The organism is Enterobacter sp. RCC_40, assembly GCF_041360735.1.
Lineage (GTDB): Bacteria > Pseudomonadota > Gammaproteobacteria > Enterobacterales > Enterobacteriaceae > Enterobacter > Enterobacter ludwigii.
This window is the reverse complement of sequence record NZ_JBFUPR010000001.1, coordinates 1,059,730-1,072,012: the sequence shown is the minus strand read 5'-3', so window position 1 is coordinate 1,072,012 and position 12,283 is coordinate 1,059,730. Positions and strand designations below refer to the sequence as shown.

Sequence of the window (12,283 nt, the reverse complement as noted above, 5' to 3'; positions counted from 1 at the left end):
GTCATGTTACAGGTGAACGAACTGAATCAGTATTACGGCGGCAGTCATATTCTGCGCGGGGTCAGTTTTGAAGCGGCGACCGGTGAAGTGACCTGCCTGCTGGGGCGCAACGGGGTGGGGAAAACCACGCTGCTCAAGTGTCTGATGGGCCTGATCCCGGTAAAAACAGGCGACATTATCTGGCAGGGAAAAAAAATCACCCACAGCAAACCGCACCAGCGCGTGGAGTCCGGTGTGGCCTATGTTCCACAGGGGCGTGAGATTTTTCCACGCTTAACGGTCGAGGAGAATCTGTTGCTCGGGCTGTCACGCTTCCCCGCCCGCGACGCAAAGCGCGTCCCGGAGGATATCTGGCAGTTGTTCCCGGTGCTTAAAGAGATGAAGCATCGTCGTGGAGGCGATCTCTCCGGCGGTCAGCAGCAACAGCTGGCGATTGGTCGCGCTCTGGCGAGCCGGCCACAGCTGTTAATCCTCGATGAACCCACGGAAGGTATTCAGCCGTCGGTAATCAAAGAGATAGGCCTGGTGATCCGCAAGCTGGCGGACAGAGGGGATATGGCAATCCTGCTCGTAGAGCAGTTTTACGATTTCGCCGCTGAACTTGCCGACAGCTATCTGCTGATGTCGCGCGGGACCATCATCCAGCGTGGACGGGGCGATACAATGGAACAAGAGGGCGTTCGCGGACTGGTTGCGATTTGAAATGTTATATTATAACATCCTCATTCTCATAAAACGGAGTGAGGAGTTTGTTTTGGCTGCACATATTGGCAAATTTGCAATGACTCTGGGGGCGCTGCTGGTAAGCGGTCAGCTGTTTGCCCATTCGCATGGACATCAGATGACGGAAGCGGAACAGAAGGCGGCGAACGGCGTCTTTGAGGATAAAGACGTCAAAGACAGAAAGCTGTCTGACTGGGATGGGACATGGCAATCCGTCTATCCATTTTTGCTCGATGGCGCGCTGGATCCGGTTTTTAAACAGAAAGCGCAGAAGGATAAAAAATCCTTCGACGAGGTGAAAGCTTACTATCGCACAGGGTATGCGACGGACGTTGAGGCTATCGGCATCGAAAACAACGTGATGGAATTCCACAAAGGAAAGGCTATCAGTCGCTGCCAGTATGATTACAGCGGCTATAAGATCCTGACTTATGCATCAGGTAAGAAAGGGGTTCGCTATCTGTTCGAGTGTAAAGATCCGGACAGCAAGGCGCCGAAGTTTGTCCAGTTCAGCGACCATACCATCGCCCCAAAAGCCTCTTCCCATTTCCATATCTTTATGGGCAACACCTCCCACGAGGCGCTGCTAAAAGAGATGGATAACTGGCCGACGTACTACCCGAACGAAATGTACAAACAGCAGGTGGTAGACGAGATGCTGCACCATTAATGGCCTGCCCGAAGCCGGGTGGGCGTCATGCCGCCCGGCGTTGAGGACTTAAGCCACTTTCGGCATTTCGCACCACGCCTTCACGCTCATCCCACGCAAAATCATCAGCCAGGCAATCACGATGGCAACCATCATGATCGCAAACAATGACCAGTGCGGCAGGTTGGTAAGGATAATACCGGTGATCATCGGGTTTGCCGCCGCCCCAAGCCAGCCCAGCGCCTGGGCAGAGAAGTAACTCGCTTTCATACCCGGCGGGGCAATATTGTCGATCAGCATATATTCGCCCGGTGCATAGATAATCTCACCCAGCGTAAACACCGCTGCCGCAATGCCCCAGTAGACCAGGTTTTCCCCGGAGAGCATAAAACCGCCCAGACCCAGGACGAAGAAGAGAGTTCCCACCGTCATCAGCGGACGTATATTGGTGGCGGAGATCTTGCGACCGATAACGTATTGCAGGGTGACGACCACCGCAGCATTAACCGGCAGCACCACGGCGACCACGTTTTGCGCAAAGTTGCTGTCGGCATTCGCAGCCAACACGTACTGCGAAATACAGCTGGCGAATGACCCGCCCACATACGACGCCAGCAGGCCGGAAAGGGTGTACCAGAAGAGGGCGCGGTCTTTAAGCAGTACAGACGGTTGCCACGGCATTTTCTCTTCGGTGGCATCGAGCGCAACGCTTTTTTGCACGAAGAAATGGATAAAACCGAGCGGCAATGCGGCACAAAAAGCGGCCAGCCAGAACGGCAGCTGCAGGCTGTACATCACCAGTAAGGTGCCCACCGGCGGCCCGATCGTCCAACCAATGTTCAGGAAGCTATAGTTTAGCGAGAAAACGCGCGCTTTTTGGCTCGAGGTTAGCACATCGGCAAACCAGGCCTTCAGCACCGTTGAAAATACCGAATAGGCGCAGTTAATCAGGGAAAAGAAGAGCACCACCAGCGTGACGTTATCCACCAGCGGGATAGCAACAAACCCGGCAATAAAGGCGACGATAGAAATCAGCATGTAGCGCTTTTTATCAAACTTATCGGCGAGGATGCCAAACCCCATACTGAATACCACACCGACGGTAAGCGCAATGGTCAGGGCATAGCCAATATTCTCAACGCTCATATTAAATACACGCGTGAGATAGATGGTCATAAACGGCAGCGTTGCCCCACGACCAATGGTTAATAATAACGACGACGCCAGCAGCGCTGCGGTTGAGCGCCTGAGTGATGGTTTCATATTCCTGCCAGACAATTGCGTTTGTTTTTTTTGAGCCGCAGAGATTCTGGCCGCGCTTGCTCGCCGCCATCCTGCAACGTGTATTATTTTAGGTATATATCAGGAGTATCACGACATAAGAGGCTTGTATAGCACCTAATTTATCCGTAAGTGCTTCAGTTGACTGCCAGAAATAATGATCTTCTCGTGGCATGTTTTTTTCGTTACCTTGAAGTGTTTACAAAAATTTAATTATTCAGGGGCAGAGTATGACGCGAAAAGACGGGCTGCTGGCGTTGCTGGTGGTCATCGTATGGGGTCTGAATTTTGTGGTCATCAAGCTTGGGTTGCATAACATGCCCCCACTCATGCTGGCCGGTTTGCGTTTTCTGCTGGTGGCCTTCCCGGCGCTCTTCTTTGTCGCGCGCCCGAAAATTCCGTTCAGACTCTTACTGGGATACGGCCTGACCATCAGCTTTGGCCAGTTCGCGTTTCTGTTCTGCGCCATTAAGTTCGGGATGCCCGCCGGTCTGGCTTCTCTGGTGTTACAGGCTCAGGCGTTCTTTACCATCATTCTCGGGGCGTTTGTCTTTGGCGAGCGTCTGCAGGGTAAACAGCTGGCGGGGATCACCCTTGCGGTGTTCGGCGTGCTGGTGCTGATAGAAGCCAGCCTGAACGGGCAGCACGTGGCGTTACTGGGCTTTATGTTAACGCTGGCGGCAGGACTGAGCTGGGCCTGCGGGAATATCTTCAACAAGCTGATTATGCAGCATGAGGCGCGCCCGAAGGTGATGTCGCTGGTGGTCTGGAGCGCCTTGATCCCCATTGTTCCGTTTATGGTTGCGGCGCTCATTTTTGATGGGCCGGACGTGATGCTGAAAAGCCTGGTGGAAATCGATCTCACCACCATTTTATCGCTGATCTACCTGGCGTTTGTGGCCACCATTATTGGTTACGGGATCTGGGGATCGCTGCTGGGTCGCTACGAAACCTGGCGCGTGGCGCCGTTATCCCTGCTGGTTCCGGTGGTAGGGTTGGCCAGCGCCGCGCTGTTGCTCGATGAAAAGCTGAGTGCGCTGCAGCTGCTGGGGGCCGTGCTGATCATGGCCGGGCTGTACATCAACGTGTTTGGTTTGCGCGTGCGTCGGGTAACGCGGGCAAGAGGATAGGCATAAAAAAAGCCCCGCATCCGCGGGGCAAAAACGAATCAGAAGCTGTGCTGATTATAATAAGGCACGCCTAACTCGTCGGATTTGTCACTACCAGCACCCATGTGGTTGAAGTCATAAGGTGACTGGTCATGTGCTGACGGCAAAATCATCGTGTCACGATTATTTTGCTGCGTTGCACGAGGGGTTTGCTCCGCGAAGGTCTGGCTGGAAAACAGCACCAGCAAGGCGAGGGCGGCGGAGGCTGTAACTTTCATGATTTCCTCGGTTACGTCTTTACAGGCGATGATTAACTACAATGTTTTAGTGGATACAGGTATCGGGATTCACCCGGCACGCTGGTAATACGGTATTTGTGAGGCGGCACGTCGAAGTAGTTCTTAAACGTACGCGTCAGGGTTTGCTGTGATTCAAAACCGTAACGTTCCGCCAGATAAAGGATCGGCTCATTGCTTTCTTTCAGCTTCTGGGCAATTTCCGTCAGCTTGCGGCTGCGAATATATTGACCTAATGAATGGCCGGTCTCTTTTTTGAACATCCGTTGCAGGTGCCATTTGGAGTAACCTGAACGCTCTGACACTTTTTCAAGGGAGAGCGGCGATTCCAGGTTATCTTCGATCCAGTCCAAAATGCTATGAATAGTAATAGCGTCAGTATTGCGTCTGGACATCGTCATACCTCTTTTTCTGTTTACGGCAGTATTTTCTTAAGCAAAAGCTCAAGCGTTGCCACTTCATCTGCCGTTAAGTTTTTTGTTAGTTCCTGATGCAGTGTTTGTCCTACTAGTTGATGACATTGCTCGCACATAGCCGCGCCATCGCTGGTGAGTTTCACCAGGACGCCGCGTTTGTCATTCGGGTTAGGGCTTCGTTCTATCCATCCTTTGCAAACGAGACGATCGAGCATGCGGGTTAGCGCACCCAGATCGACAGAGAGCACCTTTTTCAGCTCAACCGGCGTGATACACACTTCGCAGCGAATGGAGCACAGCACTTTAAACTGCGTGGCGGTGATATCCAGCGGTGACAGATAGTCATTGAGCAGGCGATCTTTTTTCTGGTTAACCATATGAATAAGACGACCCAGCGGAATAATGTCGTTAAAGAGATCACTGGTGCTTTTCACAATGGTTGCCCTGGCAAGTAGTTTAGTCACGGCAGATATTATTGCTCAGGCAAGTATAAGTCAACTGAATGGATCAGCGGATGCCACGAATTGCTAAAACGTTTCATGAACTTTTTTTGCATGCTTTCAATTCAAATAGATAACGAAGGGTTATCGTTAATGACCGTAAATAATCGTTACGTTGAGCGAATGGCTGAACGTCACACTTTCACCCTATAATTGCGGTGATAAACATGGATAAGGACAACGACGCACTATGTTGGATTTGATTAAAGCAATTGGTCTGGGGCTGGTGGTATTGCTGCCGTTGGCTAACCCGCTAACGACGGTTGCGCTCTTCCTGGGGCTGGCAGGGAACATGAACAGCGCCGAGCGTAACCATCAGTCGATGATGGCCTCGGTCTATGTGTTTGCCATCATGATGGTGGCTTACTACGCCGGACAGCTGGTGATGAACACCTTCGGAATCTCTATCCCGGGTCTGCGTATTGCCGGCGGACTGATTGTCGCCTTCATCGGGTTCCGTATGCTGTTCCCTGCGCAGAAAGCGCATGAGTCACCTGAGGCCAAAAGCAAATCCGAAGAGCTGGAAACCGAGCCCAGCGCGAATATTGCTTTTGTCCCGCTGGCGATGCCAAGTACGGCGGGACCAGGAACAATTGCGATGATCATCAGCTCCGCGTCAACGGTGCGGGATGGTTCGACCTTCCCGGACTGGGTCATCACGGTTGCGCCCCCGCTGATTTTTGCACTGATTGGTATCATCGTATGGGCATCCTTGCGCAGTTCAGGCGCGATCATGCGCTGGGTCGGTAAGGGCGGTATTGAGGCGATTTCCCGCCTGATGGGCTTCTTACTGGTGTGTATGGGCGTGCAGTTTATTATCAACGGCGTGCTGGAGATTATTAAGACGTACCATTAATCACCCGCCCGGTAATGCAAAACGGCAACCTCGGTTGCCGTTTTACGTTGACTGCGGTCTACCCGTGATGGGCCTGTTCTTCCAGTGCGACCGGCCATTTACGGAAGATGAGCAGGGACCAGATGAGCGCCACCAGTGCCGGAATGGCACCCAGATAGCCAATCGCCGACATCGACACGTGAAGGCTAATCTGATTTCCCAGCAGCGCGCCCGCGCCAATACCAAGATTGAAAATCCCCGAGAACAGTGACATCGCCACATCCGTTGCGTCCGGCGCGAGGGCCAGCACCTTCACCTGCATACCCAGACCGATAATCATGATCGCCACTCCCCAGAACAGGCTCAGGACGGCCAGATGCCCCTCGCTGCCCGCCGCTGGCATGAGTAACACCAGGCACGCCAGCAGTAAACCAATGGCGCTACTGACCAGCGCCGACGCGTGCTGATTGCCGAGCTTACCAAACAGAATACTGCCAATAATGCCCGCGCCCCCCAGGATCAACAGCAGAACGGTGGCAAAGTTGGCGCTAAAGCCGGCCACGACCTGAACGAACGGCTCAATATAGCTGTAGGCGGTGTAATGTGCCGTGACCACAATGACCGTCAGCAAATAGATACTCAGCAATGCCGGACGACGCATTAACAGCGGCAGGCTTTTCAGCGAGCCGGAGTGTTCGCTTGGCAGCTTCGGCAGCAGTTTAATCAGGCAGACCAGGGTGATCATTGCCCCCATGCCGATAGCGAAGAACGTGGTTCGCCAGCCAAAGTATTGCCCAACGATACGGCCAATCGGCAGGCCCAGGACCATAGCCAGTGCCGTGCCGGTGGCTATCAGGCTCAGCGCCTGCGCGCGTTTACCCGCAGGTGCCAGGCGGATGGCCAGTGACGCGGTGATCGACCAGAATACGGCATGGGCAAAGGCGATACCGACGCGGCTGATGACCAGCACCGTAAAGTTCCACGCCAGAAACGACAGGACGTGGCTGACGATAAACAGGGCAAACAGGCCGATCAGCAGCTTCCGCCGTTCCATCTGGCTGGTCAGCAGCATAAACGGCAGTGACATCAGTGCCACCACCCAGGCATAGATGGTCAACATAATGCCCACCTGCGCGGTTTCCATCTGGAAACTTTCAGCGATGTCAGACAACAGCCCAACCGGAACAAATTCTGTGGTATTAAAAATAAACGCGGCAATTGCCAGCGTGACCACGCGTAGCCACGCGACTCTGCGGGTAACTGTGTTCGTTGTCATAGCGATGTCGGAGATTCGTTGCTGAAAAGAAGAGGAGACGATCTTAAAACGTCAACCGGCGAAAACTCAACCATTATGTGATGCAGATCTCAAAATTCACCTGGTAAAAGCGGTAGCCGGGGGCATGGTTTTCATTGAATATAAAAGAACATCACAACAAAAACAGGCGGTAAGACAATGCAGGAGATTGATTTTTATCTGGTAGATGCGTTCAGCAATGCCTCTTTTGGTGGAAACCCGGCGGCCGTGTGCCCGTTAGACGCATGGTTGCCTGATGAGACACTGCTCAGAATGGCACAGCAGCATAATCAGTCGGAAACGGCGTTTTTCGTCTGCAGTAAAGCGGGAATTGAGTTACGCTGGTTTACCACCCTTACCGAAGTCAACCTTTGCGGACATGCCACACTGGCAGCCGCGTACGTCCTGTTTAATGAACTCAACTATCCTGACTCGCGTATCCACTTTGATACCGCCTCTGGCCAGCTGACGGTTAGCCGGGAAGGGGACTGGATGACGCTGGACTTCCCGGCATGCCCGACGCAGGAAGAGACGCCCCCGCCGGCGATGCTTGCGGCGCTGGGGATCGGCCATTACGTAGAAGCCCGTAAGGGGCGAGCCTGGGTGGTGGTTCTGGAAAACCGCCAGCAGGTTGAGGCGCTTGCGCCGAATATCTCGGCAATGACGCCTGGCGAACATAAGGTCAGCGTGACGGCGCGGGGAGAGGGGGATTATGATTTTGTGAGCCGCTTTTTCTCACCGGGAGTTGCCGTCTGGGAAGATCCGGTCACCGGATCCGCGCATACAATGCTTATTCCCTACTGGAGTGAAAAACTGGGTAAAACAGCGATGTTTGCCCGCCAGGTGTCGGCGCGTGGCGGTGATATGCGCTGCGAACTGAAAGGTTCACGCGTGCTGATGAGCGGGCAGGCCTCGCTGTATCTGAAAGGCACCGTCTTTCTGCGCTAAATAACCATAACAAAAGAGGAAGAGACAATGCAGGAAATTGATTTCTATCTGGTCGATGCCTTCAGCGACAGGGCGTTTGGCGGCAACGCAGCGGCGGTTTGCCCCCTGGAAGAGTGGCTGCCGGACGAGACGCTGCTCAACATGGCGCAACAGCACAATCAGTCTGAGACGGCCTTTTTCGTACGCACTGACGGCGGATTCGAGCTGCGCTGGTTTACTACCCTTGACGAAATTAACCTGTGTGGACATGCCACACTGGCGGCATCGCATGTCATTTTCGAATACCTTGATTATCCACACACGGAAATCACCTTCACCACCCGTTTCGTCGGCGAGCTGACGGTAAAACGCAGCGGTGACTGGTTGACGCTCAACTTCCCGGCCTGGCCGACGGAGGTCGTCGATAATCCGCCAGCGCTGCTGTTGAGCGCGCTGGGCATTGAGCGGGCAAAAGAGGTGCGTGTCAGGCGCGACTACATGGTGGTGCTGGAGAACCAGCAGCAGGTAGAGGCCCTTACGCCGGATATCTCAGCAATGATTCCGCTGGATAAGATGGTCTGCGTCACGGCACCGGGCGATGAATATGACTTCGTCAGCCGCTTCTTCTGTCCGGGAGAAGGGGTGCCGGAAGATCCGGTCACGGGGTCCACTCACAGCATGTTGATTCCCTACTGGAGCGATAAGCTGGGCAAAACCGTGCTGAACGCGCGCCAGGTCTCGCGACGGGGCGGGGATTTACGCTGTGAACTGGCGGGGGACCGGGTGTTAATCGGCGGTCAGGCCACCCTGTATCTGAAAGGGCATATCTATCTACGCCAGGCGATGTAAGCCAGGAATGGGCCACCGTCATTTCATCATCGGGAATGACGGTGGCTTGCGTTAATCAAACGTTCGTTTTTCCCCCTGCCAGCCAGACGTAATCAGAAATTCACGCCACGTTAAGGTGGCAGGGTTTATGGTTCTGCTCCAGGTGAGATCCCGGTCTTTTCCGTAATAGCCGTAGTTCACGGCATATTCCGTCATGCCGGTAATTTCACTGACCAGTGCCGCGTTGTCTGCGAAATCGGGGAAGTGGTTAAGGAGTGCTTCTCGCGTGTAGGCTGAGCGATACCGGGCTTTTATGCCGGTGACCTCCGTGAAGGTTTCCACCATCTCACTCGGCGAAAGACACTCACCGACAACGGGTAACGTCATGCCGTTGTAGTGTTCGGGGTTATCGAACATCTCAAGCACCGCAGGGCCGGTTGCCGTGAGCGGATCGACAAAGGGCGCCCGAACGTCTTCCGGGAGATAGAGGGGAAAGATCAGCTCGTCGCCTTCTTTACGCGGCGGATAATATTCGGCCAGATTGGTGTAAAAGAACGCCAGTTGAATAAACGACGCGCTGACGGGGAGTGTGCGGATGTACTCCTCAATTCGGCCCTTATCGCTGAAATGAGGAGCCCATAGAGTTCCGCCCGTTATTCTCTCGACGTTTTCCAGACTGCTGAAGACAAGGTGTTTTACCCCGGCGTTGACGGCGGCATCTGCAAGCCTGTAGCCCAGCGCCGTTTCACCCGTTGGCATCTGCGTCGATACGGGGATGAAACCCGGTGTCATCAGGAACGCCCCGTCTGACTCGGCAAACGCCCCGATCAGATGCGCATCATTGCCCGTCTGAAGGGTGATTTGTCTCAGTTCAGCACCCCGTTCCGCCAGCTGTTTCGCCGCAGGAGAGTCCGTGTTTTGCGTTAAGGCGCGCACCCGATAGCGCCCACTTTGCAGCAGGGTTGTGGTTACGCTACGTCCTTGTTTACTGGTGGCACCAAAAACTGTTATGAGTGGTTTTTTATCATACGACATTTCATTCTCGCTCTGTGTTGTTGCGGTAGTGCATTATCGGAATGCGGACGGCGAGCGTGAAATCGATTTATTTCTTACATGATATCCACCCTATGAATACCAAAAAGCCTGACGTAAACCTGCTGCTGACTCTGGAAGCGCTGGTCGCGGAGCAAAATGTCACCAGGGCCGCCAGCCGGCTTTGTCTTAGCCAGCCTGCCGTCAGCGCGCAGCTTAACCGGCTGAGGGGGATGTTTAACGATCCGTTATTGATCCCGGGGCGCAGGGGGATGACGCCAACCCCCAAAGCTCTTGAGCTGATGGCGACGCTTGGTGGGGCGCTGGCAAAAATACGGGATACGCTGCAATCACATGAGGACTTTGATCCGCTGCACGATTCGCTAACGGTCTCTCTGGCCTGTACTGATTACGTGCAGGCCGCGGTTATTATGCCGCTGATTGTGACCCTGCAAGAGATTGCCCCCGGCGTGCGTATTGCTGTCAGGAATTACGATCCGCATCAGCTGGCCCATCAACTGAGCTCAGGCGATGTTGATGCTGCCATAGCCACGCCAGACCCTGCTCAGGCGCAGCTCAGAACGCAATATCTCTATGACGAATCGTACGTGCTTATCGGGCGCCCTCAGCATCCTGAACTGAACGACCAACTGACAATGGAAGCGTTCGCAAAACTTGAGCATATTATCGTGTCCCCCTCGGGGGGCGGTTTTACCACGCCGATGGATGTCATGCTGGCGGAGTCAGGGTTGCAACGTAAGGTTGCGGTGTCTGCGGCATCATTTCTGTTTGTTCCCGGCATGGTGCAGATGAGCCATCTGGTAGCACTGGTGCCCCGACGATTAATTATGGGAACCGTTAACCCGCTCACCGTGGTGGAACTCCCCTGGCTGAAAGAGACGTTTGACGTCAGTCTTATCTGGCATGAACGCAGCCATAACCACGCCGGACACCGCTGGTTAAGGAATACCCTCGTCAGCCTGAACGGCAATGCTGATATAAGTTAACGGTATGAAGCACGTGTGCAGGGCTGCGCTATGTTGAAATAAAAACAACAAGGAGCCCGCCATGTATTCCATTACCGCTGAATCTGCACATCACCCTGATATTTTGCATCTGATTGCCGCGCTTGACCGCTATCAGAGCGAACTCTATCCCGCTGAAAGTAACCACCTGCTCGATCTGACCGAACTGCCGACAGCCTCGCTGATCCTGATGATTATTCGGGACCGGCAGCTTCATGCCGTCGGGTGTGGTGCCGTGGTGCTCAACGGCGACGGGACCGGTGAAATGAAACGGGTGTATATCGATCCGGCTCATCGCGGGCAACATCTCGGCGAGATGCTGCTGGCGGCGCTGGAAGATGAAGCCCTGAGCCGTCACTGCCACACGCTTCGCCTGGAGACGGGCATCCGGCAACATGCCGCCGTCCGTCTGTATGAGCAGTGCGGCTATGAGCAACGTCCGGCGTTTCCGCCGTATGTTGATGACCCGCTGAGCCTATTTATGGAGAAGGCACTGGTGGTTGACGTTCGTTTAGCAGCGCTATAAAAGCCTCCAGCGGGCGGGTCATAGCCCCGCGGCGCCAGACCAGCCAGGTGGTAAGCCAGCGCCAGTTTTCTGCCAGCGGCCAGGCTTCCACCTGATGGTGGCCTGGCATACTTTCCAGCATCGAACGAGGCATCAGCGCGATACCGGCGCCCGCGATGACGCAGGCGAGCATGCCGTGATAAGACTCCATCTCATGAATACGCCCGGGCGTGGCTCTGTCGGCGTGAAACCAGCTTTCCAGATGTCGGCGATACGAACAGTTTGCGCGAAAGGCGTAGACGTCACTGCCGCTTACCTGCGTGGCGCGTGCCACTTCTGCATGCCCGGCGGGCGTGACCAGCATCATCTCTTCCCGGTAAACCGGCATGCCTTCCAGTTCCGGATGCGAAAGGGGGCCGTCGACAAACGCGGCGCTTAAGGTTCCCTCCAGTACGCCGTCAATCATTGTGCCGGACGGTCCGGTAGAGAGGGCAAACTGGATACGTGGATAGCGCTGGTTAAACTGCGCCAGGCTTTCCGGAATACGCACGGCGGCGGTACTCTCCAGCGCACCAAGCGCAAATAATCCCTGCGGTTCATCACCGGCGACGACCATTCGTGCCTCATCGACCAGCGCCAGGATCTGCTTGCTGTAGCGCAGGAAGTTATGCCCGGCAGGGGATAAACGTAAACGCTGGTTCTCACGAATAAACAGCTCAACGCCAAGATCGGCCTCCAGCTGGCGGATGCGGGTGGTCAGGTTCGACGGAACGCGATGCACCTTTTGCGCCGCCTGGGTGATGCTGCCGGTGAGCGCCACGGCGTTAAACATTTCAAGCTGAGTTAAGTCCATACCATTCTCG

General features: G+C 54.6%; 15 protein-coding genes. 8 read left to right on the top strand and 7 right to left on the bottom strand.

The features are described 5' to 3' along the window. Window positions 1–3 precede the first annotated feature (3 nt). Both urtE and zinT read left to right on the top strand, forming a co-directional pair. On the top strand, window positions 4–702 hold the full coding sequence (gene urtE, locus AB6731_RS05040; protein ID WP_371005972.1) for an urea ABC transporter ATP-binding subunit UrtE: 699 nt from the start codon (window positions 4–6) through the stop codon (window positions 700–702). A 52-nt stretch (window positions 703–754) separates the two neighbouring features. Next, window positions 755–1,393: a metal-binding protein ZinT gene (zinT, locus tag AB6731_RS05035; RefSeq protein ID WP_041162947.1), complete on the top strand. Its 639-nt coding sequence runs from the start codon at window positions 755–757 to the stop codon at window positions 1,391–1,393. Window positions 1,394–1,441: 48 nt separating this feature from the next. Here the strand turns inward: zinT and ydeE are convergent, their stop codons facing one another. Further along, window positions 1,442–2,680 (bottom strand): efflux MFS transporter YdeE, encoded by a 1,239-nt coding sequence (gene ydeE / locus AB6731_RS05030; RefSeq protein WP_162269664.1) that lies wholly within the window; start codon window positions 2,678–2,680, stop codon window positions 1,442–1,444. Between the two features lie 203 nt (window positions 2,681–2,883). Here ydeE and eamA point away from each other — a divergent pair, with 203 nt between their 5' ends. Continuing rightward, window positions 2,884–3,783 (top strand): O-acetylserine/cysteine exporter, encoded by a 900-nt coding sequence (gene eamA, locus AB6731_RS05025; protein ID WP_020884160.1) that lies wholly within the window; start codon window positions 2,884–2,886, stop codon window positions 3,781–3,783. Between the two features lie 38 nt (window positions 3,784–3,821). Here the strand turns inward: eamA and marB are convergent, their stop codons facing one another. From marB to marR, 3 genes are read right to left on the bottom strand one after another with little or no spacing between them, the layout of a single operon-like run. Further along, the gene (marB, locus tag AB6731_RS05020; RefSeq protein ID WP_014170042.1) at window positions 3,822–4,040 is read right to left on the bottom strand and encodes a multiple antibiotic resistance protein MarB; all 219 of its coding nucleotides are present in this window, start codon (window positions 4,038–4,040) and stop codon (window positions 3,822–3,824) included. Window positions 4,041–4,072: 32 nt separating this feature from the next. Beyond that, window positions 4,073–4,453, bottom strand: coding sequence for an MDR efflux pump AcrAB transcriptional activator MarA (marA, locus tag AB6731_RS05015; RefSeq protein ID WP_008502237.1), 381 nt, complete (start codon window positions 4,451–4,453; stop codon window positions 4,073–4,075). A gap of 20 nt (window positions 4,454–4,473) precedes the next feature. Then, on the bottom strand, window positions 4,474–4,908 hold the full coding sequence (marR, locus tag AB6731_RS05010) for a multiple antibiotic resistance transcriptional regulator MarR (protein ID WP_020884159.1): 435 nt from the start codon (window positions 4,906–4,908) through the stop codon (window positions 4,474–4,476). A 256-nt stretch (window positions 4,909–5,164) separates the two neighbouring features. Here marR and AB6731_RS05005 point away from each other — a divergent pair, with 256 nt between their 5' ends. Next, entirely contained in the window at window positions 5,165–5,830 is a 666-nt protein-coding gene (locus AB6731_RS05005) for a MarC family NAAT transporter (RefSeq protein ID WP_014170045.1), read from the top strand. 58 nt (window positions 5,831–5,888) lie between these two features. Here the strand turns inward: AB6731_RS05005 and AB6731_RS05000 are convergent, their stop codons facing one another. Further along, window positions 5,889–7,085, bottom strand: a complete 1,197-nt coding sequence (locus AB6731_RS05000; RefSeq protein ID WP_020884157.1) for a sugar transporter — start codon at window positions 7,083–7,085, stop codon at window positions 5,889–5,891. A gap of 177 nt (window positions 7,086–7,262) precedes the next feature. Between AB6731_RS05000 and AB6731_RS04995 the strand changes: the two genes are divergently transcribed. Further along, window positions 7,263–8,051, top strand: coding sequence for a PhzF family phenazine biosynthesis protein (locus AB6731_RS04995; protein ID WP_371005971.1), 789 nt, complete (start codon window positions 7,263–7,265; stop codon window positions 8,049–8,051). Between the two features lie 27 nt (window positions 8,052–8,078). Next, the gene (locus AB6731_RS04990) at window positions 8,079–8,879 is read left to right on the top strand and encodes a PhzF family phenazine biosynthesis protein (protein WP_371005969.1); all 801 of its coding nucleotides are present in this window, start codon (window positions 8,079–8,081) and stop codon (window positions 8,877–8,879) included. A 51-nt stretch (window positions 8,880–8,930) separates the two neighbouring features. Here AB6731_RS04990 and AB6731_RS04985 read toward each other — a convergent pair whose 3' ends face one another. Then, a complete protein-coding gene (locus tag AB6731_RS04985; RefSeq protein WP_219372994.1) occupies window positions 8,931–9,893 on the bottom strand; it encodes an NmrA/HSCARG family protein in 963 nt (320 codons plus the stop codon). 92 nt (window positions 9,894–9,985) lie between these two features. Between AB6731_RS04985 and AB6731_RS04980 the strand changes: the two genes are divergently transcribed. Together AB6731_RS04980 and AB6731_RS04975 are read left to right on the top strand one after the other, a co-directional pair. Continuing rightward, the gene (locus AB6731_RS04980) at window positions 9,986–10,897 is read left to right on the top strand and encodes a LysR family transcriptional regulator (RefSeq protein ID WP_279258240.1); all 912 of its coding nucleotides are present in this window, start codon (window positions 9,986–9,988) and stop codon (window positions 10,895–10,897) included. 61 nt (window positions 10,898–10,958) lie between these two features. After that, a complete protein-coding gene (locus AB6731_RS04975) occupies window positions 10,959–11,441 on the top strand; it encodes a GNAT family N-acetyltransferase (protein ID WP_014170050.1) in 483 nt (160 codons plus the stop codon). On the opposite strand, the gene AB6731_RS04970 is transcribed toward AB6731_RS04975, so the two are convergent. Then, window positions 11,395–12,273 (bottom strand): LysR family transcriptional regulator, encoded by an 879-nt coding sequence (locus tag AB6731_RS04970; protein WP_014170051.1) that lies wholly within the window; start codon window positions 12,271–12,273, stop codon window positions 11,395–11,397. The genes AB6731_RS04975 and AB6731_RS04970 overlap by 47 nt on opposite strands. Window positions 12,274–12,283 lie beyond the last annotated feature (10 nt).

Bases quoted from the DNA above. Each gene is read 5' to 3' on its own strand.
- urtE (WP_371005972.1), top strand. From the start codon at position 4: ATGTTACAGGTGAACGAACTGAATCAGTATTACGGCGGCAGTCATATT.
- eamA (WP_020884160.1), top strand. From the start codon at position 2,884: ATGACGCGAAAAGACGGGCTGCTGGCGTTGCTGGTGGTCATCGTATGG.
- marB (WP_014170042.1), bottom strand. From the start codon at position 4,040: ATGAAAGTTACAGCCTCCGCCGCCCTCGCCTTGCTGGTGCTGTTTTCC.
- marA (WP_008502237.1), bottom strand. From the start codon at position 4,453: ATGTCCAGACGCAATACTGACGCTATTACTATTCATAGCATTTTGGAC.
- AB6731_RS05005 (WP_014170045.1), top strand. From the start codon at position 5,165: ATGTTGGATTTGATTAAAGCAATTGGTCTGGGGCTGGTGGTATTGCTG.
- AB6731_RS05000 (WP_020884157.1), bottom strand. From the start codon at position 7,085: ATGACAACGAACACAGTTACCCGCAGAGTCGCGTGGCTACGCGTGGTC.
- AB6731_RS04995 (WP_371005971.1), top strand. From the start codon at position 7,263: ATGCAGGAGATTGATTTTTATCTGGTAGATGCGTTCAGCAATGCCTCT.
- AB6731_RS04990 (WP_371005969.1), top strand. From the start codon at position 8,079: ATGCAGGAAATTGATTTCTATCTGGTCGATGCCTTCAGCGACAGGGCG.
- AB6731_RS04985 (WP_219372994.1), bottom strand. From the start codon at position 9,893: ATGTCGTATGATAAAAAACCACTCATAACAGTTTTTGGTGCCACCAGT.
- AB6731_RS04980 (WP_279258240.1), top strand. From the start codon at position 9,986: ATGAATACCAAAAAGCCTGACGTAAACCTGCTGCTGACTCTGGAAGCG.
- AB6731_RS04975 (WP_014170050.1), top strand. From the start codon at position 10,959: ATGTATTCCATTACCGCTGAATCTGCACATCACCCTGATATTTTGCAT.
- AB6731_RS04970 (WP_014170051.1), bottom strand. From the start codon at position 12,273: ATGGACTTAACTCAGCTTGAAATGTTTAACGCCGTGGCGCTCACCGGC.